Origin of the sequence: Streptomyces coelicoflavus (assembly GCF_045041415.1) — a bacterium.
In the GTDB taxonomy this organism is placed as follows: Bacteria; Actinomycetota; Actinomycetes; order Streptomycetales; family Streptomycetaceae; genus Streptomyces; species Streptomyces coelicoflavus.
On the sequence record NZ_CP108220.1, the window covers coordinates 53,524 to 80,114 of the forward strand.

28 protein-coding genes and 1 pseudogene are annotated in these 26,591 nt (G+C 72.1%); 14 read left to right on the plus strand and 15 right to left on the minus strand.

Features of this window, described 5'->3' with window-relative positions; all coding sequences use genetic code 11:
- The first annotated feature begins 1 nt into the window (after nucleotide 1).
- Nucleotides 2-355, plus strand: coding sequence for an EthD domain-containing protein (locus tag OHA99_RS37370; RefSeq protein ID WP_331723887.1), 354 nt, complete (start codon nucleotides 2-4; stop codon nucleotides 353-355).
- Between the two features lie 223 nt (nucleotides 356-578).
- The gene (locus tag OHA99_RS37375) at nucleotides 579-1,424 is read left to right on the plus strand and encodes a hypothetical protein (RefSeq protein WP_405699200.1); all 846 of its coding nucleotides are present in this window, start codon (nucleotides 579-581) and stop codon (nucleotides 1,422-1,424) included.
- A 22-nt stretch (nucleotides 1,425-1,446) separates the two neighbouring features.
- Here OHA99_RS37375 and OHA99_RS37380 read toward each other — a convergent pair whose 3' ends face one another.
- A complete protein-coding gene (locus tag OHA99_RS37380) occupies nucleotides 1,447-2,487 on the minus strand; it encodes a protein kinase family protein (protein ID WP_331723889.1) in 1,041 nt (346 codons plus the stop codon).
- Nucleotides 2,488-2,659: 172 nt separating this feature from the next.
- On the opposite strand from OHA99_RS37380, the gene OHA99_RS37385 reads away from it, so the two are divergent.
- Nucleotides 2,660-4,099 (plus strand): hypothetical protein, encoded by a 1,440-nt coding sequence (locus OHA99_RS37385; protein WP_331723890.1) that lies wholly within the window; start codon nucleotides 2,660-2,662, stop codon nucleotides 4,097-4,099.
- 69 nt (nucleotides 4,100-4,168) lie between these two features.
- On the opposite strand, the gene OHA99_RS37390 is transcribed toward OHA99_RS37385, so the two are convergent.
- A complete protein-coding gene (locus OHA99_RS37390; RefSeq protein ID WP_331723891.1) occupies nucleotides 4,169-4,792 on the minus strand; it encodes a TetR/AcrR family transcriptional regulator in 624 nt (207 codons plus the stop codon).
- Nucleotides 4,793-4,854: 62 nt separating this feature from the next.
- On the opposite strand from OHA99_RS37390, the gene OHA99_RS37395 reads away from it, so the two are divergent.
- A complete protein-coding gene (locus OHA99_RS37395) occupies nucleotides 4,855-5,868 on the plus strand; it encodes an ABC transporter permease (RefSeq protein WP_405699203.1) in 1,014 nt (337 codons plus the stop codon).
- 123 nt (nucleotides 5,869-5,991) lie between these two features.
- Here OHA99_RS37395 and OHA99_RS37400 read toward each other — a convergent pair whose 3' ends face one another.
- Together OHA99_RS37400 and OHA99_RS37405 are read right to left on the minus strand one after the other, a co-directional pair.
- Nucleotides 5,992-7,020 (minus strand): RNA polymerase subunit sigma-70, encoded by a 1,029-nt coding sequence (locus OHA99_RS37400; protein WP_331723892.1) that lies wholly within the window; start codon nucleotides 7,018-7,020, stop codon nucleotides 5,992-5,994.
- Nucleotides 7,021-7,284: 264 nt separating this feature from the next.
- Entirely contained in the window at nucleotides 7,285-8,052 is a 768-nt protein-coding gene (locus OHA99_RS37405; RefSeq protein ID WP_331723896.1) for a class I SAM-dependent methyltransferase, read from the minus strand.
- 215 nt (nucleotides 8,053-8,267) lie between these two features.
- Here OHA99_RS37405 and OHA99_RS37410 point away from each other — a divergent pair.
- A pseudogene (locus OHA99_RS37410) lies at nucleotides 8,268-9,162 on the plus strand (GNAT family N-acetyltransferase).
- Between the two features lie 32 nt (nucleotides 9,163-9,194).
- Here the strand turns inward: OHA99_RS37410 and OHA99_RS37415 are convergent.
- The 3 genes from OHA99_RS37415 to OHA99_RS37425 form a co-directional block, all read right to left on the minus strand.
- Nucleotides 9,195-9,569, minus strand: a complete 375-nt coding sequence (locus OHA99_RS37415) for a PIN domain-containing protein (protein ID WP_194280402.1) — start codon at nucleotides 9,567-9,569, stop codon at nucleotides 9,195-9,197.
- Nucleotides 9,566-9,820: a hypothetical protein gene (locus OHA99_RS37420; RefSeq protein WP_007387448.1), complete on the minus strand. Its 255-nt coding sequence runs from the start codon at nucleotides 9,818-9,820 to the stop codon at nucleotides 9,566-9,568. Before OHA99_RS37420 ends, OHA99_RS37415 begins: the two co-directional genes overlap by 4 nt.
- Nucleotides 9,821-9,928: 108 nt before the next feature.
- A complete protein-coding gene (locus OHA99_RS37425) occupies nucleotides 9,929-10,561 on the minus strand; it encodes a TetR family transcriptional regulator (protein ID WP_331723893.1) in 633 nt (210 codons plus the stop codon).
- An 86-nt stretch (nucleotides 10,562-10,647) separates the two neighbouring features.
- Here OHA99_RS37425 and OHA99_RS37430 point away from each other — a divergent pair, with 86 nt between their 5' ends.
- Both OHA99_RS37430 and OHA99_RS37435 read left to right on the plus strand, forming a co-directional pair.
- Nucleotides 10,648-11,073, plus strand: coding sequence for a nuclear transport factor 2 family protein (locus tag OHA99_RS37430; protein WP_153182497.1), 426 nt, complete (start codon nucleotides 10,648-10,650; stop codon nucleotides 11,071-11,073).
- Nucleotides 11,070-11,927 carry an NAD(P)H-binding protein gene (locus OHA99_RS37435; RefSeq protein ID WP_331723894.1) on the plus strand — a complete coding sequence of 286 codons (858 nt, stop codon included), beginning with the start codon at nucleotides 11,070-11,072 and terminating at the stop codon, nucleotides 11,925-11,927. Before OHA99_RS37430 ends, OHA99_RS37435 begins: the two co-directional genes overlap by 4 nt.
- Nucleotides 11,928-11,995: 68 nt before the next feature.
- Here OHA99_RS37435 and OHA99_RS37440 read toward each other — a convergent pair whose 3' ends face one another.
- Nucleotides 11,996-12,574, minus strand: a complete 579-nt coding sequence (locus tag OHA99_RS37440) for a TetR/AcrR family transcriptional regulator (RefSeq protein ID WP_153182495.1) — start codon at nucleotides 12,572-12,574, stop codon at nucleotides 11,996-11,998.
- 91 nt (nucleotides 12,575-12,665) lie between these two features.
- On the opposite strand from OHA99_RS37440, the gene OHA99_RS37445 reads away from it, so the two are divergent.
- A complete protein-coding gene (locus OHA99_RS37445; RefSeq protein ID WP_153182494.1) occupies nucleotides 12,666-13,112 on the plus strand; it encodes a DUF1772 domain-containing protein in 447 nt (148 codons plus the stop codon).
- Between the two features lie 70 nt (nucleotides 13,113-13,182).
- On the opposite strand, the gene OHA99_RS37450 is transcribed toward OHA99_RS37445, so the two are convergent.
- Nucleotides 13,183-13,608 (minus strand): hypothetical protein, encoded by a 426-nt coding sequence (locus tag OHA99_RS37450; RefSeq protein WP_331723839.1) that lies wholly within the window; start codon nucleotides 13,606-13,608, stop codon nucleotides 13,183-13,185.
- Between the two features lie 200 nt (nucleotides 13,609-13,808).
- On the opposite strand from OHA99_RS37450, the gene OHA99_RS37455 reads away from it, so the two are divergent.
- The gene (locus OHA99_RS37455) at nucleotides 13,809-15,131 is read left to right on the plus strand and encodes a hypothetical protein (protein ID WP_331723840.1); all 1,323 of its coding nucleotides are present in this window, start codon (nucleotides 13,809-13,811) and stop codon (nucleotides 15,129-15,131) included.
- Nucleotides 15,132-15,179: 48 nt separating this feature from the next.
- On the opposite strand, the gene OHA99_RS37460 is transcribed toward OHA99_RS37455, so the two are convergent.
- From OHA99_RS37460 to OHA99_RS37485, 6 genes are all read right to left on the minus strand, one after another.
- Nucleotides 15,180-15,566 carry a hypothetical protein gene (locus OHA99_RS37460; RefSeq protein WP_087793155.1) on the minus strand — a complete coding sequence of 129 codons (387 nt, stop codon included), beginning with the start codon at nucleotides 15,564-15,566 and terminating at the stop codon, nucleotides 15,180-15,182.
- On the minus strand, nucleotides 15,563-15,823 hold the full coding sequence (locus OHA99_RS37465; protein WP_153182492.1) for a ribbon-helix-helix protein, CopG family: 261 nt from the start codon (nucleotides 15,821-15,823) through the stop codon (nucleotides 15,563-15,565). The genes OHA99_RS37460 and OHA99_RS37465 overlap by 4 nt, the downstream gene beginning before the upstream one ends.
- A gap of 102 nt (nucleotides 15,824-15,925) precedes the next feature.
- Nucleotides 15,926-17,173, minus strand: a complete 1,248-nt coding sequence (locus tag OHA99_RS37470; protein WP_153182491.1) for a ketosynthase chain-length factor — start codon at nucleotides 17,171-17,173, stop codon at nucleotides 15,926-15,928.
- The gene (locus OHA99_RS37475) at nucleotides 17,170-18,435 is read right to left on the minus strand and encodes a beta-ketoacyl synthase (protein WP_007389922.1); all 1,266 of its coding nucleotides are present in this window, start codon (nucleotides 18,433-18,435) and stop codon (nucleotides 17,170-17,172) included. Before OHA99_RS37475 ends, OHA99_RS37470 begins: the two co-directional genes overlap by 4 nt.
- A 10-nt stretch (nucleotides 18,436-18,445) precedes the next feature.
- Nucleotides 18,446-19,252 carry a thioesterase II family protein gene (locus tag OHA99_RS37480; RefSeq protein WP_153182490.1) on the minus strand — a complete coding sequence of 269 codons (807 nt, stop codon included), beginning with the start codon at nucleotides 19,250-19,252 and terminating at the stop codon, nucleotides 18,446-18,448.
- A 120-nt stretch (nucleotides 19,253-19,372) separates the two neighbouring features.
- On the minus strand, nucleotides 19,373-21,304 hold the full coding sequence (locus OHA99_RS37485) for a condensation domain-containing protein (protein ID WP_153182489.1): 1,932 nt from the start codon (nucleotides 21,302-21,304) through the stop codon (nucleotides 19,373-19,375).
- Nucleotides 21,305-21,725: 421 nt separating this feature from the next.
- Between OHA99_RS37485 and OHA99_RS37490 the strand changes: the two genes are divergently transcribed.
- The 5 genes from OHA99_RS37490 to OHA99_RS37510 all read left to right on the plus strand — a co-directional run bounded on the left by OHA99_RS37490 (nucleotide 21,726) and on the right by OHA99_RS37510 (nucleotide 26,565).
- The gene (locus OHA99_RS37490; protein WP_153182488.1) at nucleotides 21,726-22,502 is read left to right on the plus strand and encodes an alpha/beta fold hydrolase; all 777 of its coding nucleotides are present in this window, start codon (nucleotides 21,726-21,728) and stop codon (nucleotides 22,500-22,502) included.
- A gap of 91 nt (nucleotides 22,503-22,593) precedes the next feature.
- Nucleotides 22,594-23,148, plus strand: a complete 555-nt coding sequence (cysC, locus tag OHA99_RS37495) for an adenylyl-sulfate kinase (RefSeq protein WP_153182487.1) — start codon at nucleotides 22,594-22,596, stop codon at nucleotides 23,146-23,148.
- Nucleotides 23,145-24,083 carry a sulfate adenylyltransferase subunit CysD gene (cysD, locus tag OHA99_RS37500; protein ID WP_153182486.1) on the plus strand — a complete coding sequence of 313 codons (939 nt, stop codon included), beginning with the start codon at nucleotides 23,145-23,147 and terminating at the stop codon, nucleotides 24,081-24,083. Before cysC ends, cysD begins: the two co-directional genes overlap by 4 nt.
- A 2-nt stretch (nucleotides 24,084-24,085) precedes the next feature.
- On the plus strand, nucleotides 24,086-25,423 hold the full coding sequence (locus tag OHA99_RS37505) for a GTP-binding protein (RefSeq protein ID WP_331723841.1): 1,338 nt from the start codon (nucleotides 24,086-24,088) through the stop codon (nucleotides 25,421-25,423).
- Nucleotides 25,420-26,565: an aliphatic sulfonate ABC transporter substrate-binding protein gene (locus OHA99_RS37510; RefSeq protein WP_228126407.1), complete on the plus strand. Its 1,146-nt coding sequence runs from the start codon at nucleotides 25,420-25,422 to the stop codon at nucleotides 26,563-26,565. Before OHA99_RS37505 ends, OHA99_RS37510 begins: the two co-directional genes overlap by 4 nt.
- Nucleotides 26,566-26,591 lie beyond the last annotated feature (26 nt).

The following is a 26,591-nucleotide window of genomic DNA, read 5'->3' on the forward strand; positions in this document are numbered from 1 at the left end:
CATGCTGAAGCTCATCTTCATGATCAACCGCATCGAGGGAATGTCGTACGAGCGTTTCGTCCGGTACCACCGGGACCGGCACGCGCCGCTGTTCACCTCCATTCCGGAGGCGGAACGCTACGTCCGCAAGTACACCGTCTCCCACCCGGTCCCCGCCGGGAACTACCCGCCCCGGGCCTACGACGGCCTGACGGAGATCTGGTTCGAGGACTGGGAGGACCATGATGCCTTCTTCACCTCCGAGAACTACCGGACGTTGGTCAACCCCGACGAAGCACGCTTCATCGACATGGACTCGGTGGGCGTGATGGTCACCGAGGAGAAGGAGGTCGTCCGACGGACCGACCCGGTGTAATAACAGCAAGAAGCCAGGGGGACCCGCCCGGGGCCACAGGCCCCGGTTCCCGGGTCGCACGGGGGTCGTACAAGGACCGTATCGGGCCTGCACGGACCGTTTTGGTCCGACACGGACCGAGACGGGACCCGCAGTCGGCCAGGGTAAGGTGGTGGAGTTGCTTCTTGCTGTTATTTCGAATGACAGCAAGAAGGATCTCGTCGGCTTCCGTACCCTGTCGGACATGCCGACCCCGCGCACCGCCGACGCCCGCACCGCCATCGGCACCTTCGTCGAGGCCCAGCAGGACGCCGGATACGCCGGCCCGACCGTGCGCCTGCGCGGCACCCTCCTCGTCGAGTACCTGGAACACGTCCTCCACGAGGAGAAGACCGCCTCCCTCACCGCCGAAGAACTCGTGCGGCCCGAACGCGCGGACTCCTGGCTCGACGCCGCCGACGCCGGCGAGACCCGCCGCCGCAACACCCTCACCGGACCCGACGCCCCCGCCGCCCACGACTCCCAACGCGCCCGCATCCAGACGTACAACACCTTCGTCGGCCACCTCGGCCTGCCCGGCCTCCAGCGCCCCTGCCCGGCCCCCGGCCACGGCGACCGCCTCGAACCCCACCAGGCCCACACACTGCTGCACACCCTCGCCGTACGACGCCCCACCGGAGCCAACGCCGCCACCGCCGTCCGCACCGCCGCAGTCGCCGCCCTCGTCGCCGCCACCGGCCACTCCGTACCCCAACTCCACACACTCGACGTCACCGACATCGACCTGGACCGCCGCCCCGTCCCCGTCGTGACCGTCGCCGGCACCGACCACCCCCTCGACAAACACACCGCCGACATCCTGCGCCGCTGGCTCGACGCCCGCGCCCGCATCACCGCGGCCCTCGAAGGCAGCGACCCCGGCTACCTGTGGATCCCCACCAAACCCGGCCGCGAACGCGCCGGCACCCAACCCCCCAAACCCGGCCTGACCCGCGCCGCCGTACGTACCCTCCACGCCGCACACCGCACCCTCGTCCTCCAGGTCGTCGGCGTACCCCTGCGCCCGTACGCACTCCTGCCCCGCCCCTGACCCCGCCCCCCTCCCGACCCGTTCAACACGGGTACGGAGTCCGCCTGCTGCTCCCCCGGAACCGGTCGACGAAGTCGGACATCGCAGCAGCGACCGGAGCGTTGCGGGCGATGACCTCCGCGGTCGCTTCCGGCAGGCCCGCGGGGTGTGCGGGGCGCCGGCCCTCGGCGTAGGCCCGCACCAGGGCGTAACGGCCCTCCCGGTCCTGCACCGGACAGCCGTGCAGAGCGGTGACGAGCCAGTTGACCAGGTACATCGCGGTGTACGAGCGGTCGTAGCTCCGATGCCGGCCGAAGAAGTCGGTCTCCTCCGGTGACAGGTCGAAGCCGGACGACACGGCGAGGCCGAAGTCCGCGAAGTAGAGGCGCCGGCCATCGGTCAGGATGTTCTCGAAGTGGGCGTCGAAGTGCAGCAGCCCGCGGCCGTTCATGAACGAAGTGCCGTCCTCCAGCGCCGACTCCACCATGACGGACGCCCGGTCGATGCTCTCGCCTCCCGCCTCGACCCGGGCACCGAGCCACTGGTGCAGGTTCTGCGGGATGTACTCCAGGAAGAGCGCGACGCTCGCCGAGGCCCGCCGAAGGGCGTGGATCCGCCCGCGCACCTGCGGCGCACCGCCCCAGTAGGCGACGGCCCGTTCGACGTCGGCCAGTTCCGCGGGCAGCGGCGTCGAGTCCGGCAGCACACGCCAGTGGTACATCAGCGGGAAGCCCTCGTGTTCCGCCGCGAGCACCCAGTCCGTCGTCATGACGTGCGCCGCGAGCTCGCGCCACACTCCGAAGCCCGGCCCACCGAGGGCACCGACGCCGTAGTGGCAGAAGAGCGGCAGATCGAACAGGTTCGCCGTGGACCGGACGTGTTCGGGGCGCCGCTCCAGGTCGGTGAGGGGCACCCGCTTCACGAAGACCGGGGTGCCGGCGACGTCCACCAGGACCGACTTGCCGCCGATGCCGGAACCGACCGGTGCGGCCCTGCCCAAAAGCTCGTGCAGGGCGTGGTCGCTGTACGAGGCGAGCGATGCGGAGACGGCCGCGTGGGCCGTCAGACGCGCAGCACGCGACATGTCTGGGTGTCTCATCCTGGTCCCCCCGGGTGCCGAACGGCCATGAAGCATCCTCCCGGACGGTCGGCCGGCCCCTCACCCGGGACGGCCTCGGGCATCGTGTTCTACATCGAACCGACAGGCGGCCTGGCACCATGGGTCGGTGCCCGCCCCCTTCGAACATCCTGTCGTCATGCAGCGGAACCTGGGCGCGTTGCTGCGCGGCCTGGCAGGCAATCCCTCCGCACCACCAGAGGCTCTTGTGCGCCTCGCGACGGCGGACATCGATCGCACCGAGCTCGCCCGGCGCCGTGACCTGCCCGTGCAGGCCGCGGTGATCCTTGCCGACGACGAGGATGCGCGGGTGCGGTCGGAGCTGGCTGCGCATCCGAGTCTCCCGGCCGAGGTCCAGATCGTCCTCGCCCGAGACGTCGACGCGCGGGTGCGCGGCCGACTGGCGGAAGGTGCCGCGTACTTCACCAGCGTCGGCCTGCACGCACATCACCTCCCGGGGCCGTTGTCACACGAGGTCTACGAACTACTGGCCCGGGACCCGCAGCCCAGGGTCCGCCGAGCCCTGGCGTTCAACCGCCGCCTGCCCGACGGCATTCGGGCCAGGATGCTCGACGACGACGATGCGCGAACGGCCGCCATCGCCGCCGCCGAGTGGAACCCCGCGCCGACCGCCCGGATCGGCGAACTCCTTTCGCGGACCACGGGAGCCTTCAGCCGGGAGCTGCTCCTGCACCGTCTGGACGGTCCGCTTCCCATCGAGGCCGTCCGTGGCATGCTCGCCGACATCGACTCCTCCGCAGACCCGGCGAACAGCGCGGGGCTCCTGCGACAGATCGCCGCGACCGTCGACCTGGACGCCAACCTGGGCGCAGACCTGACCGGCCGCTTCCTGACGGACCCGCAGCTGCGCGCCGCCGTTGCGGCCAATCCGACACTCGACCCCGGGCATGTCGCGGCTCTGGCACACGATCCCGACAACCAGGTCCGCGCGGCAGTCGTCGCACGCCGCGGCCTCGACCCGGTGCTGCGTGAATCGGTATCGGTCGAGTACGACGACCGCAGCAGCGGCAACACCGTCGCGTGGCTGCTGACCGAAGACCTGTCCGAACCCGATCAGCTCGCCTTCGCGCGAAGCCGCCACCAAGCCTTCCGCAAGACGCTGGCCATGCGCACCGATCTGTCCGACGAGGCCGTCGGGATCCTCGCCGCCGACGAGAGCTTCGCCGTACGGCTGTTCGTGTGCGAACGCCAGCCGAACGCACCCGGCCGGCTGCTGGCACACATCGCTGCCGACTGGAAGGGCTACAGCCGCTGGGACATGCTCGCCCACAAGAACTTTCCCGCCGATGCCGCCACTGCCCTGGCCCGCTCCGACGACCCGCGCGACCGGGTCGTCACCGCAGCACATCCCGGGCTTGCGATCGACGCGATCGAGGCGTTGCTGGCCGACGGCACCGACTACGTGCGACGTCGAGCCGCGACCAACCCGTCGATCCCGACCGACCGGCTGATCACTCTCCTCGAGGCCGACGAGTCAGCCGTCGTCTCCGGGGCGGCCGCGAACCGGACGCTTCCCGTCGTGACGATGCACCAGGTGCTCGATCAAGCCCGGCTGTGAGGATGTGACGCCTGTTGGCGGGTGTGGCCTGCTGGTGACGGCTGTGATCGCCGACGGTGATGAGGTAAGTCACCCCTTGGCCTGCATGGTCGTCAGTGCCCGCAGGCCGTCGCTGATGGCCTCGCCGGCGTCCTCGTGGAACAGGGCCCGCTGGATGATGAAGCCCTGGATCACTGCCAGCAGCGTACGCACGATGTGATCCGCCGGGACGTCGGTGCGCAGCTGTCCCGCCTCCTGGTAGTCCTTGATCAGCTCGCTCCAGATGCCACGCATCCGGCTGTACCCGTCGTTGAGGGCGTTGCGCAGGGCTTCGTTGCGTGCGGCCTCGCCCCAGACCTGGATCACCAGGCGGGGGAATGCCTGCGGGTCGGTGGCGCCTGCCTGCTCGCTCTGCTTCTGGAGGGCGGCATCGAGTACCCCGGTGAGAACCTCGTGCAGCGGCCGTAGCGGTGCGCCGTGCGCGGCCGTCTCGAACGCCGCGCTGACCTCCGCGAAAGCCTCTGAGGCGACGGCTTCGATGAGTTCGTCCTTGCCGCTGAAGTAGCGGTACACGGCGCCGGCGGACAGGCCGGCCTCCGTCAGCACGTCCTGCATGGATGTGGCGTGGAAGCCGTTGCGGGTGAAGCTGCGCTTGGCGCCGTCCAGGATCTGCCGGCGCCTCGCGTCGAGGTGGGTCTGGGATACGCGTGCCATGACGCCAACGTAAAGCGAACGTTCCTTCTTGGCAAGGGCGCGGCCTGGAGGACGGTGGCGGCATGCGTAAAACGAACGATCCTTCTTCTTCGGGATGCCGCACGGAAGGCCCGCGTCGTGCTCTCGCCGTCATGGCCTTCGTCTGGCCGAACGCCCGCCTCCAGCCACGCGAGTTGCCGGTCGGGGTGGCCGGCCCGCCGAACGCCACCGCGCAGCTCGCGCAGCGGCTCGGTGAGCGCGGGGGCGCCTTCGATGTGACCACCTACGCCACCGAGGACGCGGCCCGTACGGCCATCGAGGAGCGAGACGTCTACGGTGCCTTCGTGGTCACTCCCGAGGGTCCGAAGGTGCTGACCGCGAGTGCCGCGAGCCCGGTGGTCGCCCAGCTGCTCACCGCGGCCGCGGCGGAAAACGCCCCCTCCGGTGCGAAGCCCGTCGTCGATGACGTGGTGGCGGCGCCGGAGGAGGACCCGCGCGGCTCGGCGTTCGGCTCCAGCGTGCTGCCGCTGGCCCTGGCCGGTGTGATCGCCGGCGCCGGCGTCACCCTGCTGGGACTGCGCGGTTCGCGTGCCGTCGTCGCCCTCGCCGGTGCGGCATGCGGCATCGGCCTCGTCGGCGCCGCGATCACGGACAGCTGGCTCGGCGTCCTCGGCGGCACCTGGTGGGCGGAGGCCGGGGCCTTCGCACTGACGGCACTGGCGGGCAGCGCGGTGGTGGCCGGGTGCGCTGCCGTGCTCGGCACCGCCGGGATCGGCCTGGGAGCCGTGCTCAACGTCTTCCTCGGCAACCCGTTCTCCGGCGTCACCTCCGCACCCGAGATGCTGCCGGAGCCGGTCGGCATGCTGGGCCAGTGGCTGCCCGTGGGCTCGGGCGGACAACTCCTGCGCTCGGTCGCCTTCTTCGACGGCAACGCGGCGAGTGGACCGGCGCTCACGCTCGGCGCCTGGACTCTGGCCGGGCTCTGCCTGGTGCTGCTCGGAGGAAGACAGCGCGGCGGCACCGGCGTGCCGGCAGGGTCGGGCGAGGCCGTCGAGGCGCAACCGGTGATGCCGGGTCAGCCGGCCGCGGGGCGGTGAGGGCAGCGAGGGCAGTGAGGTGCCGTTCTCCCGTCTCCCGCGATCACGGCGATGCGTGCGCCGGCGCGCAGCGCGAGCGCCGGCACCGGGCTACTCGGTCGCAGCGCGAGCGCCGGCACCGGGCTACTCGGTGCCGACGCCCGGCAGGCGCTCCGGCAGTCCGAGCCGCGGGAACCGGTCGGCGTGGAACGTGGTGATCTCGGTGATCGCCCCGCCGGTAACGCGCAGGACGTCGATCGTCAGCGGCAGGTACGCGCCCTCGGACCGCTGCCAGAGGTAGAAGGCCAGGGCGGGCTGCCGGTTCACCGAGGTGGGAACGGCGCGCAGGCCGGTCATGCCCTCGAAGCCGCTCTCGACCAGGAAGTCCACCACCGCGTCGCGGCCGACGTGCAGGCCGGGCGTGGGCGGCATCGAGAAGCGGACGTCGTCCCGCAGCATCGAGGCGAGCGCCTTGACGTCCGTGGCCACGCTGGCCTCGGTGTAGCGGTGCACCAGCTCGCGCATGGTGGCGTCCTCGTCTCCGCCGGTCCAGTCCTGCCGCTCCGCGGGCAGGTGTTCGCGCATCCCGGCCCGGGCGCGTTGCAACGCGCTGTTCACGGAGTTGACGGAGTCGCCGAGGAGTTCCGCGACGTCCTTCGCCGGCCAGCCGAGCACGTCCCGCAGGATCAGCACGGCCCGCGGGCGCGGCGCGAGGTGCTGGACCGCGACCAGGTACGCCAGCTCGATCGTCTCCCGCGCGACGGCGACGGCCTCCGGCTCGTCCGCGCCGCCCGCGGGCAGTTCGTCGAGCAGCCGGTCCGGGTACGGCTGCAGCCACCGCGCCTCGCCGCCGGTCGCGGGCTCGGGGCGGCGCTTGGCCAGCAGGTCCAGGCAGGCGTTGGTGGCGATCCGGTAGAGCCAGGCCCGGAACGTCGACCGCCCCTGGAAGGTCTCCCGCCGACGCCAGGCACGCAGGAAGGTCTCCTGCACGGTGTCCTCGGCGTCCTCGAACGACCCGAGCATCCGGTAGCAGTGCACGTGCAGCTCCCGCCGGTGCCGCTCGGCCAGCCCCGAGAACTTCGACTCGTCGGCCTCGCCCAGACCGCGCGCATCCGGCCCGCTCATACCCGGCCCGCTCATACCCGGCTCCTCCAGCATGGTGCCCGCGCTCATCGCGTCATCCTTCCGTCTTCCGTCCCACCCTGTCCGGTCGTACATGTGACGGCTGCGGTCGCGAGAACTCATCACCAGGGTCGGTCGGCACGGCAGGGCGGCGTCCGCCCTTGTTGCCGAGGATGTGTCCGGTGCCGCGTACGAGGCGGAGCATCGCGGAGATGTGCACGGTGTCGCCCGGTCGCGCGTAAGTGAGCAGTTCGCGGAACTTCGGGCGCTGCGAACGGCTGGAGGGGCCCGGGGTTCTCCTCGAAGACGACGGGTTCAGTCCGGTGTTTGCACCTTGCTCGCGACCACCGTGTAGTTCTCGGCCTCGAGATCGAACGTGCTCAGTTCCGTCCGTAGTCCGACCCGGTGCAGCTCGACTTCGAGTTCCTCGTACCGGTAGGGCCAGCAGGACAGCAGTTCCGAGCGGACAAGAACCAACCCGGTCGCATCAACTTGCGCGATCGCGATCTCGATATGGTGCTCCTCCTCCCAGTGCGGAGCAATCTCCCAGCGGTAGACCACGACGGCATCGCGACCGTTCCGGCGGACGAGTCGGTCACTGATCTCCAGCCGGGAACCTCGGGCCCTCACGAGTTCCCAAGTGCGGGATGTGAGTACCAAGCGCCCGCCAGGGCGCAAAAGCCGTGACATCGACTCAAGAGCAGCACCCCTGCCTGTCGCGCCCGTGGCATGGTGGAGCGAGTTGCCAACGCAGAAGACCAGGTCGAACGTGTTGTCCTGAAAATGGTCGGGCAACTCTTCCCAGCTCGCCCGTACGGTCCGGACGGATGCCCCGAACTCCTCGGACAACTCCGCAGTCCGGCGCACCATCACCTCGCTGGCGTCAGTTGCGACGACCTGCATGCCACGACCGGCGAGGCCAACCGCCAGCTGTCCGGTTCCGCACGAACAGTCGAGGACGTGAGCGTTCGGCGGAAGGAGATTGAGGACGTCGTCGAACGACGCAGCGAAGTCGGCCGGAGGCAACTTCGCATCCGAGATGAGCCATTCGTACACCTCGGCAAGCACGCCATAACCCGTCACAACCACTACCTCCGTCACGCGGCAGGCTCACGGTAGGGCGTCATTCCATCAGCGGAGCAGGCCGGGCACCAATGGTTTACGCAAGCGGTTACGCGGAGATGCGCTCCCCCAGCAGGGTGTCGGGGGAGCGCATCGTCTTGCTGGTGGTGGGCGGCGTGGTGTTTCCCGGCCCGCCGAGCAGCCCCCGGGGACGCGACCGTCCGGGATCATGAAGGATGCTTCCGGACGAGTGGCACCTCACCCAAGACGTCGACGACTTCCTCGCCCGGGCCGGGGACTTCCTCCGCTCGCGCGCCGCCCTGCACAACACGCCGCTGACGGACCTCGAGAAGCTGCGGACGAGCGACGGTGCGGCCGGTCGGCACGCGGGCACCGCCGTCTTCGGCCGGCTGGAGTCGGAGGGCGGGGTCCGCGCCGTCTTCTACCTCACTCCCCCGGGGCGTCTGGGCCTCACGCCCCTGTCCGCCGAGCAGACCGGAACCCTTGCTGCCCGCCTGGCCTCCCTCGGGCACGCGCCCGCCCACGTCATCGCGGACCACGCCACCGCCGGCGCGTTCGCGAAGGCGTGGCAGCGGCACACGGGGGTGCCGTCGGTGCCGTTCTGGCGGACCCATCTCTATCGCCTCGGCACGCTCACCCCGCCGCGGCCGCGCCCCGGGGGCCGGGGGCCGCCTCACCACCGGAGAGGACCGCGGGCAAGTCGTCCGCTGGTGCCGTGAGTTCTGCGTCGACGTCGGGGAGCGGCACTCCCTCGGCCTGATCGACGCCGGTTCCTTCGAGGACTCGCGCTTCGGCGACCGGCACTTCACGTTCTGGGAGACCCCGGACGGCACCCCCGTGTCGATGGCCGCCTCGACCCCGGTCGTCGGCGGCATGGTCCGGGTGGACCCCGTCTACACCCCGGCCCGCCTCCGGGGGCGCGGGTACGCGGGCGCCGTGACGTTCGAGGCGAGCAGGGCCGCACAGGCCGCGGGGGCGACGGACGTGGTCCTGTTCACCGACCCGGACAACGCCACCAGCAACGCCCTCTACCGGCGCCTGGGGTACGTCCACGTCGGCGACTTCGCCGGGTACAGGTTCTCCTACGGCGCTCCGGAGGACGCCGGGTGAGGGCCGTCGCCGGAGGGCACGGCCGGTGGCGCTCAGGTGGGGTTCAGCGGGGTGATCCCGGTGCCCGTGTACAGGTCGGGCTCGAGGGACAGGACGGTGAGGGGGTCGCCCGCCTTGACGGCGTTCCAGGCGATCGCCGCTGCGTGGGCGACGGGCCAGTCGACGTCGGGCCAGCTCATCGCCTCGGTGGCGTGCGCGGCGGTGAACGGGGCGCTCTCCGCGTACCGCAGGGAGGCCGCGTGGGTACCGGCCCCTGCGACGCGCCGCTCGGCGGCCACGACGGCCAGCGACGGGACGATGACGCGGCCCGTGCCGCGTGAGGCCTCGATGTAGAGGCCGGTGAAGAAGGGGTCCGCCCGGTACAGGGCGGCCAGGGCGGTGTGGTCCAGGACGGCCGTCAGGTTCACGCGGCGGCGCCGCCCTGGTGGGCGCGGATCCTCGCCCAGGCGGCCCGGCCGGCCTGCTGGACCTGGTCGCTGTACTCCACTCCCAGCTCACGGGCCGCCTCGGCGGCGCGCTCGTCCCGTTCCGCCCGGGTGAGCTCGCGGGAGGCCAGCTCTTCCAGCAGCTCGGTGATGGTCGTACCCCGCTCCTCGGCGAGGACCCGCAGCCGGTCGCGGACGTCCTCGCTGGTCTTGATGCTCGTCGGCTTGCTCATGGGGTCGATTCTACCGCCGGTAGAACGGAACGGGAGGGCCCGGTCCGACATGGGCGGCGCGGTCATGCCGGTCGGGGATTCGCCCAGCCCTCGGTCACTGCTCATTGGTCACTCCTCGTCGGCCGGGTCTTGCGGGGGCGGGCCGGAGGCCAGGACTCTGGTGACGAAGTGCGCCAGCTGCTGCCGCATGCTTTCCCGCGCCAGGTGCTCTTCCCGCGCCAGGTGCTCTTCCCGGGCCAGGTGTTCGACGAGGTCGGCTCGTGTGGCCGCCAGCAGGGCGTGGGCGGTGAAGCCGCTGTCGGTCAGGCCGGGGATCTGCTCCAGTACGGCGCGGAGCAGGCCGTGCCACCGCTCGTAGTGCTCCGCCCGGTACGGGCTGCCGCTCCCGTCCTCCTCCAGGGCCAGCGCGAGGCGCCGGTTGTCGAGCTTGAAGCACAGGACGGCGTCGAGCAGGGCGGGTACGCGCTCCCGCGGCGGGGTCGCGGGCCCCAGGGGCGGCGGGCCGGTCTCGATGGCCTGCCCGACCGGTTCGAGCCGTGACTCGTACAGCGCGCGCAGCAGCCCGGCGCGATCGCCGAAGGCCCGGAAGAGGGTGCCCTTGCCGACTCCGGCAGCGGCCGCGACGTCGGCCATGGTGACGTCCTCGGGGCTCTCCCGGCGGGCGAAGAGGGCGTCGGCGGCCGCGAGCACGGCCTTCCGGTTGCGGATGGCGTCCTTGCGGGACGACTGGCGTTCGGGCACGCCGCTCCTTCCGTTTGTAAAACGGACCGGCGGTCCGTATTGTCGAAACGGACCCTGGGTCCGGATTCTTTGACTGGAGGATACCCATGTCCGCACCGACTTCCCCGGCGGATCTGTACCGCCACAGCCTGCGACTGCTGCTCGACAAGGACATCTCCGCGTGGGTCGCCCTGTGGGCCGAGGACGGCCTCATGGAGTTCCCCTTCGCCCCCGAGGGCTGGCCCAGGCGCCTGGAGGGCAGGGAGGCCGTCGCCGCCTATATGCGCCACTACCCCGACCACATCGACCTGCACGACTTCCCCGACCTGCGGATCCACGGGACCACCGATCCGCAGACCATCGTGGCCGAGATGCGCGGCGTCGGCCGCCTGGTGGAGAGCGGCGCCCCCTACGACATGACCTACATCGCCGTCGTGACCGTTCGGGACGGACACATCACCTCCTACCGCGACTACTGGAACCCCCTCGCCGTCCAGCAGCCCGGCGCCGACTTCACCGGGAGCAGCCGATGACCACCACCGGCACTACCGGCACCACGCTGGTCATCGGCGCCACCGGCACCACCGGAAGCCGCACCGCCGCACGGCTGACGGCCGCGGGCCACCGTGTCAGAGCCGCCGGCCGCCGGGCCACCCCGGTCGCCGGCGCCGAGCCGGTCCCCTTCGACTGGCACGTCCCCGCCACCCACGCGGCCGCCCTCGACGGCGTCGACCGCGTCTACCTCGTACCGCCCGTGGGCGACTCCGACCCCGCGGCGGCCATGCTGCCGTTCCTCCGGCAGGCCCGCACGGCCGGCGTGCACCGCGCGGTGCTGCTGAGCTCCTCGGCCATCCCCGAGGGCGGCCCGGCGGTGGGAGCGGTGCACCAGGCCCTGCCCGGTCTGTTCGAACAGTGGGCGGTACTGCGGCCCTCGTGGTTCATGCAGAACTTCACCGGCACGCACGCCCACGCCCGGAGCATCCGCGACGAGGGCGTCATCCGGACCGCCGCCGAAGGCGGACGCGTCGGCTTCGTCGACGCCGAGGACATCGCGGCCGTCGCCGTCCGCGCCCTGACCGACGGGCAGGCCCCCAACACCGATCTCGTCCTCACCGGACCCGAGGCACTCAGCCACGACGACATCGCCGCGGTGATCACCGAGGTCACCGGCCGGGCCGTGATCCATCGCCGGCTGCCCCACGAGCGGATACGCGACCGCCTCGCGACGCAGGTGCCGGTGGAGTTCGCCGCCATGCTGGCCGACCTGGACCGTGCCATCGCCTCAGGGGCGGAGGACCGCGTCACCGACACCGTCCAACGCGTCACCGGCCGGCCCCCGCGCGCCTTCCGGGCCCTCCTCGAGGAGGAGATGCGACGCGGCGGCTGAGGTCCTTCAGGACCTCGCCGCCCGCCCCGGCCGGCGCGGGCCCGCCGGGGCGGTGTGTCAGACCTGTGTCAGACCACGGCGAGCCGGTCCACCAGCAGTTCCACCCTCCGCTCGGCGTCCTCCGGCAGCAGGCGTCCCGCCCGGGTCAGGGTCGCGAGGCCGTGCAGGGACGCCCAGAACACCTCGGTGAACAGCGCCGGGTGGACACCGTCCCCGGCGACCTCGCCCAGGCTCTCGAGGAGCGCGGCGAAGGCGTCCTTGAGCGGCTCCGGGGTGTCCTCCCGCGCGTACGGCAGGCCGCCGTCGAGCTGGAACAGGGCGTCGTAGACCGCCGGGTTGCGTGCGGCGAAGTCGAGGTAGGTGCGGGCGAGCGCGGCGACCCGCCCGCGGGGGCCGTCCGCGGCGGAGGTCGCGGCACGCACCTCCGCGGCCATCTCGGCGGCGCCCTCCAGGGCGACGGCGCCGATGATCTCCCGCTTGCCGCGGAAGTGGCTGTAGAGGACGGGCTGGCTGTACTCGATGCGCTCGGCGAGCCGACGGGTGGTGACCGCGTCCCAGCCCTGCTGCTCGGCGAGTTCACGGGCGGTCGCCACGATGAGGCGCTCGCGCTCCGCCCGTTCGCGCTGCTTGCGTTCTTGTACCGACATGATCCGACCCTAGCATTGCTAGACAAGCGAGCGGCAGTAGTACTAGCGTTGCCTTGTCATCTAGCGGCGCTAGATCCCTGGAGGGGTCGTCATGCTCAACGCACTCGAGGTGTTCACCACCGTGCTCGTCGGCCTGATGGTGGGGGTGGAGTTCTCGGTCGCCTTCGTCATGAACCGGATCTTCAGCGCCCTTCCCGAGGACAGCGACCAGCTCGCCCGCTCCCACGGGGGCCGGATGCTCGGCGCCCTGATGCCGTTCTGGTACATCGGCTCGCTCGCCCTCAGCGCGGTCTGGGCCGTCGCCGAATGGGGCCACCCCGGCGCCCGGCTCGTCGTCGTCTCCGCCGCGCTGCTGATCGTCAGCGTGATCATGTCGATCCTGCTGCTCGTCCCGATCAACAACCGGGGCAAGACGTGGACCCCCGAGAACCGGCCCGCGGACTGGAAGGAGCAGATGAACCGCTGGGACCGCTACCACTACGTCCGCGTCGCCGTCATCGTCGCCGCCTTCACGCTCATGGTCACCGCCCTCGTCTGAGGCGGATTCGCGTGAACGCGCGGGCTTCCGGCCTCGGCGGCCAAGCCCGCTTGGAGCGCGCGGGTCGTGGTCAGGGGTTCTCGGAGGGCTGGGCCTTGGCAACGGCGAGGTCGAACAAGTCCCTAACGTCGTCGCGGAGTTGGTAGCCGACGACCGGGCCGTAGCCGGGGCCGTGGTAGATCAGGGGCTGCTCGATGCCCTGGGGCAGCCAGCCCTCCGTCATGCCTTTGAGGAGCGTGGTCGTCAGAGGGCCGGAGTGTCCGCGCAGGCCCTTGCCGTCCTCGCGGAGGGCATCGGCCGGCACGTAGCCGCCGCGCCGCACGGCCTCGCGGATGATGCGGGCGGCGCGGGGCGGGAGCGCGCGGTAGTAGCGCTCGGCCCGTACGGGCGTCCAGTCGGTGTCGACCTCGACGGCGGCCGCGTGCCGGGCGAGCAGTTCCAGCAGCTCGGTCCGGAACGCGTCGGTCGGTTCCTCGACGGTGACGGTGATCTTCAAGGGGATTCCGTTGCATCAGACGTGGACAGAGGTCGGTCAGACGTGGAGCCCGCTCACGGTAGCGCGTACCGTCCCGGTCGTCCTCGGCTTCGGCCGGGTTCGGCGACGGTGAGCGTGTTAGGTGATCCTTACCTCCTATTCCTGGCAGAATACGAGGTAGTGAGAGGCAGTCACCCAGTCAGTCAGGACGGAGGGCACGCGTGTCGGCAGTGGCGGCGACGGAAGCGACCGGAGCGGACGGAGCGGACGGCGAGATCCACGACGCCGAGATCGTCGGCGAGGACGAACGGCTCCTGCCCGCGGTCCCGGTCGACGACGCCGCCCCGGCCACTCCCCCGATGCCGGCCCCGGTCCCCTTTCACGTCACCCGCCACACGGTCCTCGCCGAGGGCGAGCTGCCGCCACGTGCCGACGGCCAACCCACCTTCACCGCAACGGACTTCACCGTCCCCGACCGGGTGAAGAAGCGGATCGCCGAGCGCGGCGCGCGCAACACCCGGGTCAACCGCGACTCCACGCGTACGAGGTTCGAGCAGTGGTGCCGGGACGAAGGGCGGGTCGCCCGGCCCACGACCACCACGGCGAACGTCGCCGCGTACTTCGGCCACCTCATGGAGACGGGCAAGCCGGACGGCGGCGGCAGGTACAGCCCGGACAGTCTGCTCGCCTACTGCTCCCGGATCGTCTCCTGGTACCCGAAGGGCGAACGGCCGGACGCGTCCCTCGTGCGCGAGATGATCGAGGACTACCGGCTGGAGGAGTTCATCCCGGCCGGAGGGGAGACGGAGCGGTCGGCCGGACTCACCCTGAAGTACCTGGTCCAGGTGCTCGCCGGGATCGACGAGACCACCCGGATCGGGCGCCGCGACGCGGCCGTGCTCGTCCTTCAGTACGGGATGCTCTACCGCTCCGTCGAGGTCGCGAACCTGCTGGTCAAGCACGTCCGCGTGGACGCCGACGGGGTGTGGGTGTGGACCGCGATGAGCAAGACGCGGCGCACGGGCAGGGGCCGTTGGCGGTTCGTCCGCGACCGCGCCGATCTGCGGACCGTCGCCCGGGTACGGGCCTGGCTCGCCGATCTGCGGGAGCTGCGCGAGCCCGTCGCGCGGGATCAGAACCCGGTGGACGGGGAGCCCGCGTACCTGCCGGCCAAGCCGCTGTTCCGGGCCCTCACCACGACCGGAAATCTGAAACGCCGTCAGAATGCCACTGTACGGGGGCTCTTCCTCACCGGACGGGCGGTCAACGAGATGGTCAAGGCGCGCGCGGCCGCCGCCGGTGTCGCCCTCGTCAACGGCCTCAAGGTCACCTCCCACAGCCTGCGCGCGGGACCGAACACCGACATGGCCGAGGCCCTCGTCCCGCTCGCCGAGCGCAACACGGCCGGCGACTGGTCGGCGGCCTCCACCCTCGCCGACGACGTCTACAACCGCCCCGACGGCACCATCGACACCAGCAAGCACGACCCGCTCGACGCCGTTCCCCTCTGGGGGCGGCCCGAGCGGGAGGAGACCATCCGCTGAGATCGCTGTCGCACGACCACTCGCCGGCACTGTGGAGAGCCCGACCGCCTACCGGTTGAGGTCCAGAACCGGGGCGCCGAGACCGTCGTAGTCGGTGGGGGTCACCGTGGCGACGAGTGCGCCGTCGGGGCGGTCCAGGGTGGGGCGGGCGGCGTGCACGGCGGCTCCCACGCCGAAGGAGATGTTGCGGCGATGCAGTTCGGCGACCGTGTGCGCCGTTGCGTAATCGGCGTCCAGGACGTGCAGGACGTCGAGGATGCCGAGGTAATCGACGATCCCGGACCGTTCCCGCTCGGCCTCCAGCACGCACACGACGGGAACCCACAAACGCACCGTGGGGTCCCCCGCGGCGATGTGGATGAGTCCGGAGACCTGCTTGTTGCCGCCCAGGGCGAGGAGCGTGTGGCTGTCCAGGACGTAGTGCTCGAGGATCATGCCACCGTGCCACGGCTCGCGTTCTGGGCCCGACGCATCCGGTCGCGCAGGGTGTCGGCCTCGTCCTCGCCGACCCGGTGTCCGAACTCCGCGGCCAGGAAGGCGTCCGTGCGCTCGGCCCGCTCACGCAGCTGCGCGGGAGTGAGCGCGGTCGCGGCGAACTCCTCGATCAACGCCCGCATCGACATGTTCCTGGCCTCGGCCAGGGCCGCCAGTTTGTCGCGGGTCTCCGCATCGATCTTGATCGTCGTGTCCACACGGAGAGTGTACGAGAAGTATTCTGTCGCGAATACCGATGCGGCCCGGACCGCCGGAACGCGGGGGATGTCGTTCCGGCGGCCGGTTCGGTCAGGCCGTGATCAGAGCGTGCTGAGGACGGCTGCCGAGTTGAAGCCACCGCGGCCGCGGGCGAGAACGAGGGCGTGGCGGACGCCGGTCTCCCGGGCGGTGGTGACGAGGTCGACGGGACAGTCGGGGGCGGGTCCGGTGGTGTTGACGGTCGGCGGGATCACCTGGTCGCGCAGGGTCAGCAGGGCGGCGGCCACGTCGAGCGGGGCGCCGCCGGCCAGCAGCCGCCCGGTCATCGACTTGGGGGCGGTGACCGGCACGCCCCGCGGGCCGAACAGGGCGGCGAGCGCCTCCGCCTCGGCGCGGTCCGCGGCACGCCGGCCGGCCGCGTCGGCGAAGACCACGTCGATCTCGTCGGGGCGCACCCCGGCGTCGGTGAGGGCCAGCCGGGCGGCGTCGGCCAGGCGCGGGGTGCCGGGGCCGTCGAAGGTGGCCGCGTAGCCGGTGAAGGCGCCGTACACGCGGGCGTCGCGTTCGCGGGCGGCCGAGGCGTTCTCCAGGACGAACAGGGCGCCGCCCTCGCCGACCACGTGCCCGCACGCCTCCGGGTCGAAGGGGAGGTAGGCGCGGCCGGGATCGGCGACGGGGCTCAGTTCGCCGGCGGCGAGGTGGGCGGCCCAGCCCCACGGGCACAGCGCCGAGTCGACCCCGCCGGTCACCATCAGCCCGGCACCCTTGCGGATCTGGCGCCGTGCGTGGGCGAGGGCGTCCAGGCCGCCCGCCTGCTCGGCGACGACGACGCCGCTGGAGCCGCGCAGGCCGTGCCGGATGGAGATCTGGCCGGTGTTCACGGCGTAGAACCAGGCGAAGGACTGGTAGGCGCTGACGTGCTGGCCGCCCTTGGACCACAGGGCCTGGAGTTCGCGCTGCCCGAACTCGAAACCGCCGGCGGAGGAGGCGGTGACCACGCCGGCGCCGTACTCGGGCAGGGCCGTCGGGTCGCCGCCGAAGTCGTCGAGGGCCTCCTTGGCCGCGGTGAGCGAGAGCCGGGTGACCCGGTCGGTCTGCGGCAGCAGCCGGCCCGGCAGGTGGTCCTCGTCGACGAAGCCGGGCACCTCGCCGGCCAGCCGCACCGGGTAGCGCGCGGCGTCGAAGCGGGTCACCGGCCGGATGCCGCTCTCGCCGCGCAGGGTCGCCGCCCACCAGGCCTCGGTGCCCAGCCCGTTGGGGGCGGTGACGCCGATGCCGGTGACGACGGAGCCGGTGGTGGCCCGGGCGTCGCGCCGCTGGGCGGGGCGGTCCAGTGTCGCCGTGGTCATGCCGCCTCCTGAAGTCGCGGCCGGGTCAGGACGATGGCGCTCTGGAAGCCGCCGAAACCGCTGCCGACGCTGAGTACGGTGTCCGTGCGCTGCTCGCGCGCGGTCAAAGGGGTGTAGTCGAGGTCGCAGGCCGGGTCGGCCTCGTGCAGGTTGGCCGTCGGCGGGACGGTGTTGTGCTCGATGGCCAGGGCGCTGGCGGCCACCTCCAGCGAGCCGATCGCGCCGAGCGAGTGGCCGATCATCGACTTGATGGAGCTGACCGGCACCCGGTGCGCGTGCTCGCCCAGGCTGCGCTTGAACGCGGCGGTCTCGTGCCGGTCGTTCTGCTTGGTGCCGGAGCCGTGGGCGTTGACGTAGTCGACGGCGGTGGGGTCCAGGCGGGCCTCGTCGAGCGCCGCGCGGATCGCCTCGGCCATCTCCGCGCCGTCGGACTTCAGCCCGGTCATGTGGTACGCGTTGCTGCGGCCGGCGAACCCCGCGACCTCGGCGTACACGTGGGCGCCGCGCCGGCGGGCGTGCTCGAACTCCTCGAGGACCAGTACGGCCGACCCCTCGCCGAGGACGAAGCCGTTGCGGGAGCGGTCGAAGGGGCGCGAGGCGGTCTCCGGCTCGTCGTTGCGCGGGCTGGTCGCCTTGATGGCGTCGAAGCAGGCCACGGTGATCGGCGAGATCGGTGCCTCGGTCGCGCCGGTCACCATCACGTCGGCGCTGCCCTCGCGGATCAGGTCGACGGCGTGGCAGACGGAGTCGATGCCGGAGGTGCAGCCGGTGGAGACCAGCGACACCGGCCCCTGGGCGCCGACGGCACCGGCCACCTCGGCGGCCATGGAGCTGGGTACGAAGTAGTCGAAGAGGTGGGCGACCGCGCGGGTGTGGTCGACCTCCCAGACGCTGCCGTTCTCGCTGACCACGCCGTACTCGTTGTCGAGGCCGGTGGTGCAGCCGACGGCGCTGCCGAGGGTGACGCCCGTGCGTACGGCGTCCAGGGCGCCGGTCAGTCCGCTGTCCTCGACCGCCTCCCTGGCGCTGACCAGGGCGAACTGGGCGGCGCGGTCGAGGCGGGCGGCCTCGGCGGGATCGAATCCGTGCGCCACGGGGTCGAAGTCCGCCTCGGCGGCGATCCGCGACCGGAACGCGCTCGCGTCGAACAGTGTGATGCCGCGTGTGGCGGTGCGGCCCGCGGTCAGCGTGTTCCAGAACGCGCGGGTGCCCACACCACCCGGGGCCACGACCCCGATGCCGGTGATGACGACCCGCCTCATCGGTTGTCCCTCACAGTTGTCCTCCAGATATGAGCCCAGGTACGCGCCGGGTGCGCCGCACCACGCGGCAGGCGCGCCCGATCAGTCGGGGTGCGTGCGGGCCGCGGACGAAGAAGTGGTCACCGGGGACGGTGCGCCGGACGAACCGTCCGTCGGTCCAGCGCGCCCAGCCGTCCAGGGCCGCCGCGCCGACGAGGGGATCGTCCCGGCCGTCGACGGCCAGGACGGGTACCGGGAAGGGGGTGCCGCGCGCCTCCTCGGCGAGCGCGGCGGTGCGCAGGGCGCCGGCGAGCAGGAGGTCGTCCCGCAGTACGGGCAGCACGGTGCGGTGCCAGAGGCTGCCGGGGGCGGCGAGCGTGTCGCCGGGCGCCGCACCGAGGTCGGCCGCGAACCGCAGCAGCCGTTCGTCGGTGATGTCGTCGCGGCGCGGCGCGGCCGGGGGTGCCTCGCACGCCCCGGGGACGGTCGGGAAGTGGGGCGGGGGGCTCGCGCCGACGGCGAGCAGGACGGGGGCGGGCAGCCCGCGGTCGACGAGGGCCCGGGCCAGGGTGTGGGCGACGACGCCGCCCAGGCTGTGGCCGTACAGCGCGTACGGGTGTCCGTCGGCGACCTGGTCGGCCAGCGGGCCGAGGAGTGCGGCGAGCAGCTCGTCGCGCGAGGTCGCGCGGGGCTCGCGGCGCCTGCCGCCCCGTCCGGGCAGCAGTACGGGCACGGTTGTCACGCCGGGTCCGGTGCCGGTGCGCCAGTGCCGGAACCCGGACACGCCCGCGCCGGCGTGTGCGAAGCAGTAGAGCGTGCACGGTGGACCGTCCCGCATGGTGTGTCGCACCTCCTCGGCCGCCGTGGGTGGGAGCGCATCGGCTGCCTTCGAGCCTCGCCGACGTACCTGGAGCACGACTCGAATCGGCCACGTGCGCGAACCTTCCGGACGGCCGGCTCAGGCAGGTGAGTCGCGGGCGGCGGGCGCGGGGGCCCGGGCCATCCGGATCCGCGGCTCGTCGGCGAGGATGGCCAGCGCGTCGGCGACGGTCGCCGACCCGCCCTTCAGCCGGGGCAGTTCGCGCAGCAGCCGGACGCACTGGCCGACCAGGCGTGTCGCGTCGTCGTCGGCGAGCCGGGCGCGGTCGTGGACGGCGGCCAGGGCGAGGCCGCCGTCGGGGTCGCGGTGGGCGAACAGGGAGACGGGGAACAGGCTGTGGACACCGGAGGCGCGGGGCGGCTCGACGCCGACGCCCTGCGCGGCGAGCGCGGAGTACAGGTCGTCGAAGCGGCGGCGCCGGTTCTCGAAGACGATGAGGCTCTCGGCGAGCGAGTCCTGTGCGCGCCGCCCGCTCCACTCGTGGATCTGGCCGAGCGACACCCACTCGTAGGAGGCCAGGTCCAGGGCGCGGTCGCACAGTTCGGCCAGCAGCCGGGGCACGGCCGTGGCGGGGTCGACGCGGACGGTCATGGGCAGCGAGTTCATCAGCGGTCCTGGCAGCCGCTCGACGGAGTCGAGGGCGATGCCGCGGCCGGGGACGGTGACGCCGAAGCCCACCAGGGCGGGATCCCGTGTGACGGCCGCCCGGTACAGCAGCAGCGCCCACGCCACCTGGAGTGCGCCGGCCTCGGTGGCCGCACAGGACGCCGCCCAGGCGCGCAGCCGGTCGGCCGGTCCGGCCTCGAGCCGGGCCTCGGCCCGGCCGGTCCCGCGCAGTCCGGTGTCCGGGCCGGGCACCGCGGGCAGGACCAGGGCGGTGGTGGCCGGGATGGCCGAGGACCAGAAGTCGCGGGCGGGCGCGGTGTCCTGGCGGGCGAGCCAGCGGGCGTAGTCGCGGATGTCGGGGCGCCGTTCGCCGCCCGGCAGCCGGCCGCCGGCGAGGTAGGCGCGGTAGAACTCCTGGAGCAGGATCGACACGCTCCAGCCGTCCAGCATGACGTGGTGGAAGGTGAGCAGGACGCGTGCGCCCGCGGGGCCGCCGCCGGCCGGGTGCGGTTCGTCGACGAGGTTCAGCCGCAGCAGGCCCGGGCGGCGCAGGTCGAAGCCGCGCAGCCGGTCGCGTTCTCTCAGCCGGTCGAAGTCCACGGAGCCGGGCGGGTGCCGGACGACTTCGACGCCGGCGTGCTCGTGCAGCACCAGACGCGGTCCGCTCCCCCAGTCGAAGGCGGCGCGCAGGACGGTCTCCCGGTCGAACACGGACTGCCAGGCCGCGGTGAACCGGTCGGTGTCCAGCGGTCCGCGCCAGCGCCAGTCGAGCTGCTCCACGTGGCGGCCGGTCCCGCGGTGGGCCAGCGCGTCCAGGAGCAGGGTGTGCTGCTGCGGGGTGAGCGGCACGGTCTCCGGCGGCGGCGGGGGGATCGCGGTGCCCGGCTCGGGGGCGGCGGTGCCGGGCTCCGGGGTGACGGTGACCGGGTCCTCGGCGGCGGCACCGGGCTTCGGGGCGGCGGCGCCCGGTTCCGGACCGGCGGTGACCGGCTCCACGGCGGCAGTGCCCAACTCCGAAGCGGCGGCATCCGACTCCGGGATGGCGATGCCCGGCTCCACGGCAGCGGCACCCGGCTCCGGACCGGCGGTGACCGGCTCCACGGCGGCGGTACCCGACTCCGGGACGGTCAGTGCCGTCAGTGCCGCCAGGGCCTGACGGTCGGTGCTGCCGTCGGGCAGCAGGGGGATGTGCGGCACCCGGTGGAGACGGGCCGGAACCAGGTGGGCGGGCAGGCTCGACTCCAGGGCGGCACGCAGCTCGGCGAGCGGGGCGTGCGTCACCATGTGCGCGACGATCCGCCGGCCGCCCGAGGCGTCGCGGGTCACGTGGACGGCCGCGTCCCGCACACCGGGCAGCGACACGAGTGCGGCGTGCACCCGGCCGAGTGCGACCCGGTCGCTCATGTCGGTCTCCCGGTGTTCGACGGCAGGACGGGACGGGACGGGCCCGGACCACTGTCGCCGCCGGTGCGGTCGGATGACCGACGCGCCGCTGACGGCTGCCCCCACGCCTCACGTCGTCGCACCCATGACACCGTGCGCGGGTCGAGTCCGGCTGTGGCCCGGCTCGCGGACGGGTCGGGTCCGCGGACCGAAGGGGAGGAAAAGGGCAGCCGGACGGAAGGACCGGGGAGAGCGGCAGGGCGGTAAAGGCCGTCAGGGACGGGAAAGCGCTGGTCCAGGACGGTCGCGCACGTCGGTGGGGGCGAACGACCAGGATCCGGTGGACTCACGACCGGTCCTCGACCGTTGGTCCAGCGAAGCACTCGAGGATGCCGCAAGACGGGGAGGTGAGAGCACCTCCGTTCGGCGTGAGGAGTGCGTGATGCGCAAGGTCGTTTCCCGGGACGGCACGACGATCGCTTACGAGAAGACGGGCGACGGCCCCCCGATCGTGCTCCTGAACGGCTCGTTCCGCGACCACACCATCTTCGACGCGCTCGTGCCGGAACTGGCGCCGCACTGCACCACGTACGTCTACGACCGCCGCGGGCGCGGCCAGAGCGGCGACAGCCCGGAGTACGCCGTCGGGCGCGAGATCGAGGACCTCGAGGCGGTGATCCAGGAGGCCGGCGGATCGGCGGTGGTGTTCGCCGGGTCGTCGGGCGCCAACCTGGCGGTCGAGGCGGCGCTCGCCGGCGCCCCGATCTCGAAGCTGGCGCTGCACGAGCCGTTCTACCGGGTCGACGGGTTCCCCAAGCCGCCGTGGAACGTGGCCAAGACGCTGCGTGTCCTCATGGCGGAGGACCGGCGCGAGGAGGCGGTCGAGTACTACCTCGGCAGCTTCCTGGGCCTCACGCCGGACACGGTCGCGCAGTGGCGGCAGGGCCCCATCTGGGCCGTGAACGAGGCGAACGCCCACACCCTCGCCTACGACCTGGCCATCTGCGGCGACTGCACCGTCCCGGCCGAGCGGCTCGCCGGGTACACGACGCAGACCCTCGTCCTCAACAGCTCCGGCACCAGCGAGTGGCTGCGGGCGGCGGCGCGGGCGACCGCGGCGGCCCTGCCGGAGGGGCGCTCGCTGGAGCTGCCCGGTTCCTGGCACCGGATCGACATGGACGTGCTCGGCCGGACCCTGGCCGAGTTCGCGACCGCCTGAACACCGCGCGGACCGCGGACCGCACGCCCGTCGCACACTCCGTCGCGCCGTCCCACGTCCCACGTCGTCCCACGTCCAGGAGGGCACCATCGTGACCACAGCTCACGACCCGGCCACCGGGGCCACCGTGTGGCTGACCGGGCTGCCGAGCGCGGGCAAGTCCACGCTCGCCCGTGCCGTCGCGCACCGGCTGCGCGACGCAGGCCGCCGGGTCGAGGTGCTCGACGGTGACGAGATCCGCGCCTTCCTGTCGGCGGGCCTCGGCTTCGGCCGCGCGGACCGGGACACCAACGTGCAGCGCATCGGTTTCGTCGCCGAACTGCTGGCCCGCAACGGTGTGACGGCGCTGGTCCCGGTGATCGCGCCGTACGCGGACAGCCGGGACGCGGTCCGTGAGCGTCACGAGGCGAACGGCACGGCGTACGTCGAGGTGCACGTGGCCACGCCCGTGGAGGTGTGCTCGGTGCGCGACGTGAAGGGCCTGTACGCCAAGCAGGCCGCGGGCGAACTGACCGGCCTCACCGGGGTCGACGACCCCTACGAGGTTCCCGAGACACCGGAGCTGCGGATCCGGACACAGGGCAGGTCGGTGGCCGACACCGCCGCCGTACTGCACACCTTTCTGACCGAGAGGGGCCTGGCATGACGGTTGCGGCGCAACCCCTGATCACGGTGGCCGAGGACACCGCGGCAGTCCCGCACCTGGACGCGCTCGAATCGGAGGCGGTGCACATCTTCCGGGAGGTGGCGGGTGAGTTCGAGCGGCCGGTGATCCTGTTCTCCGGCGGTAAGGACTCGATCCTGATGCTGCATCTGGCGCTGAAGGCGTTCGCGCCGGCGGCGGTGCCGTTCTCGCTGCTGCACGTGGACACCGGGCACAACTTCCCCGAGGTCCTGGAGTACCGGGACCGCACGGTGGAGCGGCATGGGCTGCGGCTGCATGTGGCGTCGGTGCAGGACTACATCGACCGCGGGGTGCTGCGCGAACGCCCCGACGGGACGCGTAATCCGTTGCAGACGCTGCCGCTGACGGAGAAGATCCAGGCGGAGCGGTTCGACGCGGTCTTCGGCGGTGGGCGCAGGGACGAGGAGAAGGCGCGTGCCAAGGAGCGGGTGTTCTCGCTGCGGGACGAGTTCTCCCAGTGGGATCCGCGTCGTCAGCGTCCCGAGCTGTGGAACCTGTACAACGGCCGGCACGCGCCGGGCGAGCACGTGCGGGTCTTTCCGCTGTCGAACTGGACCGAGCTGGACGTGTGGCAGTACATCGCCCGGGAGGGGATCGAGCTGCCGCAGATCTACTACGCGCACGAGCGTGAGGTGTTCGCCCGCTCCGGGATGTGGCTGACGGCCGGTGAGTGGGGCGGGCCGAGGGACGGCGAGACGATCGAGAAGCGGCGGGTGCGTTACCGCACGGTCGGTGACATGTCCTGCACCGGCGCCGTCGACTCGGACGCCGACAGCATCGAGAAGGTCATCGCGGAGATCGCCGTCACCCGGCTCACCGAGCGCGGCGCGACGCGGGCCGACGACAAGATGTCCGAGGCCGCGATGGAAGACCGCAAGCGCGAGGGGTACTTCTAACCATGACCAGCACCCAAGAGCCCGTCGAGCCCGCCGTCTCCGGTGAGAGTGCGGTGTCGGTGTGGCAGTTGTCGGAGTCGACGCTGCTGCGGTTCGCGACCGCCGGGTCGGTCGACGACGGCAAGTCCACGCTGGTGGGCCGACTGCTGCACGACTCCAAGTCGGTCCTCACCGACCAGCTGGAGGCCGTCGAGCGTGCCTCCGCCAGCCGCGGCCAGGACGCCCCGGACCTGGCGCTGCTCACCGACGGTCTGCGGGCCGAGCGTGAGCAGGGCATCACCATCGACGTGGCCTACCGCTACTTCGCCACCCCCCGCCGCCGCTTCATCCTCGCCGACACGCCGGGGCATGTGCAGTACACGCGGAACATGGTCACCGGCGCCTCCACCGCCGAGCTCACCGTGATCCTGGTCGACGCCCGCAACGGAGTGGTGGAGCAGACCCGCCGGCATGCCGCGATCGCCGCCCTGCTGCGCGTCCCCCACGTCGTCCTCGCCGTCAACAAGATGGACCTGGTCGACTACCAGGAGCCCGTGTTCGCGGCCATCGCCGAGGAGTTCACCGCCTACGCCACCGAACTGGGCGTCCCGGAGGTCACCGCCATCCCCATCTCCGCCCTCGCCGGGGACAACGTGGTGGAGGCGTCGTCGGTCATGGACTGGTACGGCGGCCCGACGGTGCTCGAACACTTGGAGACCGTGCCGGTCAGCCACGACCTGGCGCACTGCCACGCCCGGCTGCCGGTGCAGTACGTGATCCGGCCGCGCACCGCCGAGCACCCCGACTACCGCGGCTACGCGGGCCAGATCGCCGCCGGCACCTTCCGCGTCGGCGACGAGGTCACCGTCCTGCCCTCCGGCCGCACCTCCACCGTGTCCGGCATCGACCTGCTCGGCACCCCCGTCGAGGCCGCCTGGACACCGCAGTCGGTGACACTGCTCCTCGAGGACGACATCGACATCTCGCGCGGTGACCTGATCGTGCCCCGCGAGGACGCCCCGGCCACCAGCCAGGACGTCGAGGCCACCGTCTGCCACGTCGCCGACGCACCCCTCACCGTCGGCCACCGGGTCCTCCTCAAGCACGGCACCCGCACCGTCAAGGCGATCGTCAAGGACATCCCGGCCCGGCTCACCCTCGACGACCTGTCCCTGCACCCGCACCCCGGGCAGCTCGTCGCCAACGACATCGGCCGCGTCAAGATCCGCACCGCCGAGCCGCTGCCCGCCGACTCCTACGCCGACTCCCGGCGCACCGGCTCCTTCATCCTCATCGACCCCGCCGACGGCACCACCCTCACCGCAGGCATGGCCGGCGCCAACCGGATCGGCCGACCGTGACCACCGGGCGCCGGGGGGCCGACGGGAGGCATCCGTCCGGGCCCGTCTCCTTCGCCCTCCTCCGTGCCCTGGCGGTCCTGGTGGCCCTTCCGCTGCTGTCCCTGACGGCCTGCGGCTACGGGTCCCAGGCGAGGGACTCGGGTGCGGCGAAGATCGCGGCCGGTGCCGAGAAGATCGACGGTCTCGACTCCGTGCGGATCGGGTACTTCGGCAACATCACGCACGCCACCCCGCTGGTCGCGAACCAGAAGGGCTTCTTCCAGAAGGCACTGGGCGCGACCGAGGCCACGTACGCGGTCTTCAACGCGGGCCCGTCCGAGATCGAGGCGCTGAACTCCGGTTCCATCGACATCGGCTGGATCGGCCCGTCCCCGGCGATCAACGGCTACACCAAGTCCGGCGGCAAGAACCTGCGCATCATCGGCGGCTCCGCCTCCGGCGGCGTGAAACTGGTGGTCAACCCGGACAAGATCAAGACCCTGGACGACGTCAAGGGCAAGCGCATCGCCACCCCGCAGCTCGGCAACACCCAGGACGTCGCGTTCCTCAACTGGATCGCCGAGCAGGGCTGGAAGGTCGACGCGCAGAGCGGCAAGGGCGACGTCACCGTCGTCCGCAGTGACAACAAGGTCACCCCGAACGCCTACAAGTCCGGTTCCGTCGACGGCGCGTGGGTGCCCGAGCCGACCGCGTCCCGGCTGGTCGCCGAGGGCGGCACAGTCCTGCTCGACGAGTCGGCACTGTGGCCGGACGAGAAGTTCGTGATCACGAACATCATCGTGTCGCAGAAGTTCCTCAAGGAGCACCCCAAGGCCGTGGAGGCGGTTCTCGGGGCGTCGGTCGACACCAACGCCTGGATCACCACCCACCCCGACGAGGCGAAGGCCGCGGCCAACACCCAGCTGGAGAAGGACTCCGGCAAGGCCCTGCCCGCCGACGTCCTGGACCCGGCCTGGGAATCGATCAGGGTCACCGACGACCCGCTGGCCGCCACCCTCGACGCCGAGGCGGACCACGCCGTGAAGGCCGGTCTGCTGGAGCAGCCCGACCTGGACGGCATCTACGACCTGACGCTGCTGAACAAGGTCCTCAAGGCCAAGGGCAAGCCCCCGGTCGACGACGCCGGACTCGGCGTCGAGTAGAGCACCGACCCGGAACCCGACCACCC

Coding starts and splice junctions, on each gene's coding strand:
- OHA99_RS37370 (WP_331723887.1), top strand. CDS start 2: ATGCTGAAGCTCATCTTCATGATCAACCGCATCGAGGGAATGTCGTAC.
- OHA99_RS37375 (WP_405699200.1), top strand. CDS start 579: ATGCCGACCCCGCGCACCGCCGACGCCCGCACCGCCATCGGCACCTTC.
- OHA99_RS37380 (WP_331723889.1), bottom strand. CDS start 2,487: ATGTCGCGTGCTGCGCGTCTGACGGCCCACGCGGCCGTCTCCGCATCG.
- OHA99_RS37385 (WP_331723890.1), top strand. CDS start 2,660: ATGCAGCGGAACCTGGGCGCGTTGCTGCGCGGCCTGGCAGGCAATCCC.
- OHA99_RS37390 (WP_331723891.1), bottom strand. CDS start 4,792: ATGGCACGCGTATCCCAGACCCACCTCGACGCGAGGCGCCGGCAGATC.
- OHA99_RS37395 (WP_405699203.1), top strand. CDS start 4,855: ATGCGTAAAACGAACGATCCTTCTTCTTCGGGATGCCGCACGGAAGGC.
- OHA99_RS37400 (WP_331723892.1), bottom strand. CDS start 7,020: ATGAGCGCGGGCACCATGCTGGAGGAGCCGGGTATGAGCGGGCCGGGT.
- OHA99_RS37420 (WP_007387448.1), bottom strand. CDS start 9,820: ATGAGCAAGCCGACGAGCATCAAGACCAGCGAGGACGTCCGCGACCGG.
- OHA99_RS37430 (WP_153182497.1), top strand. CDS start 10,648: ATGTCCGCACCGACTTCCCCGGCGGATCTGTACCGCCACAGCCTGCGA.
- OHA99_RS37435 (WP_331723894.1), top strand. CDS start 11,070: ATGACCACCACCGGCACTACCGGCACCACGCTGGTCATCGGCGCCACC.
- OHA99_RS37440 (WP_153182495.1), bottom strand. CDS start 12,574: ATGTCGGTACAAGAACGCAAGCAGCGCGAACGGGCGGAGCGCGAGCGC.
- OHA99_RS37445 (WP_153182494.1), top strand. CDS start 12,666: ATGCTCAACGCACTCGAGGTGTTCACCACCGTGCTCGTCGGCCTGATG.
- OHA99_RS37460 (WP_087793155.1), bottom strand. CDS start 15,566: ATGATCCTCGAGCACTACGTCCTGGACAGCCACACGCTCCTCGCCCTG.
- OHA99_RS37470 (WP_153182491.1), bottom strand. CDS start 17,173: ATGACCACGGCGACACTGGACCGCCCCGCCCAGCGGCGCGACGCCCGG.
- OHA99_RS37475 (WP_007389922.1), bottom strand. CDS start 18,435: ATGAGGCGGGTCGTCATCACCGGCATCGGGGTCGTGGCCCCGGGTGGT.
- OHA99_RS37480 (WP_153182490.1), bottom strand. CDS start 19,252: ATGCGGGACGGTCCACCGTGCACGCTCTACTGCTTCGCACACGCCGGC.
- OHA99_RS37485 (WP_153182489.1), bottom strand. CDS start 21,304: ATGAGCGACCGGGTCGCACTCGGCCGGGTGCACGCCGCACTCGTGTCG.
- OHA99_RS37490 (WP_153182488.1), top strand. CDS start 21,726: ATGCGCAAGGTCGTTTCCCGGGACGGCACGACGATCGCTTACGAGAAG.
- cysD (WP_153182486.1), top strand. CDS start 23,145: ATGACGGTTGCGGCGCAACCCCTGATCACGGTGGCCGAGGACACCGCG.
- OHA99_RS37505 (WP_331723841.1), top strand. CDS start 24,086: ATGACCAGCACCCAAGAGCCCGTCGAGCCCGCCGTCTCCGGTGAGAGT.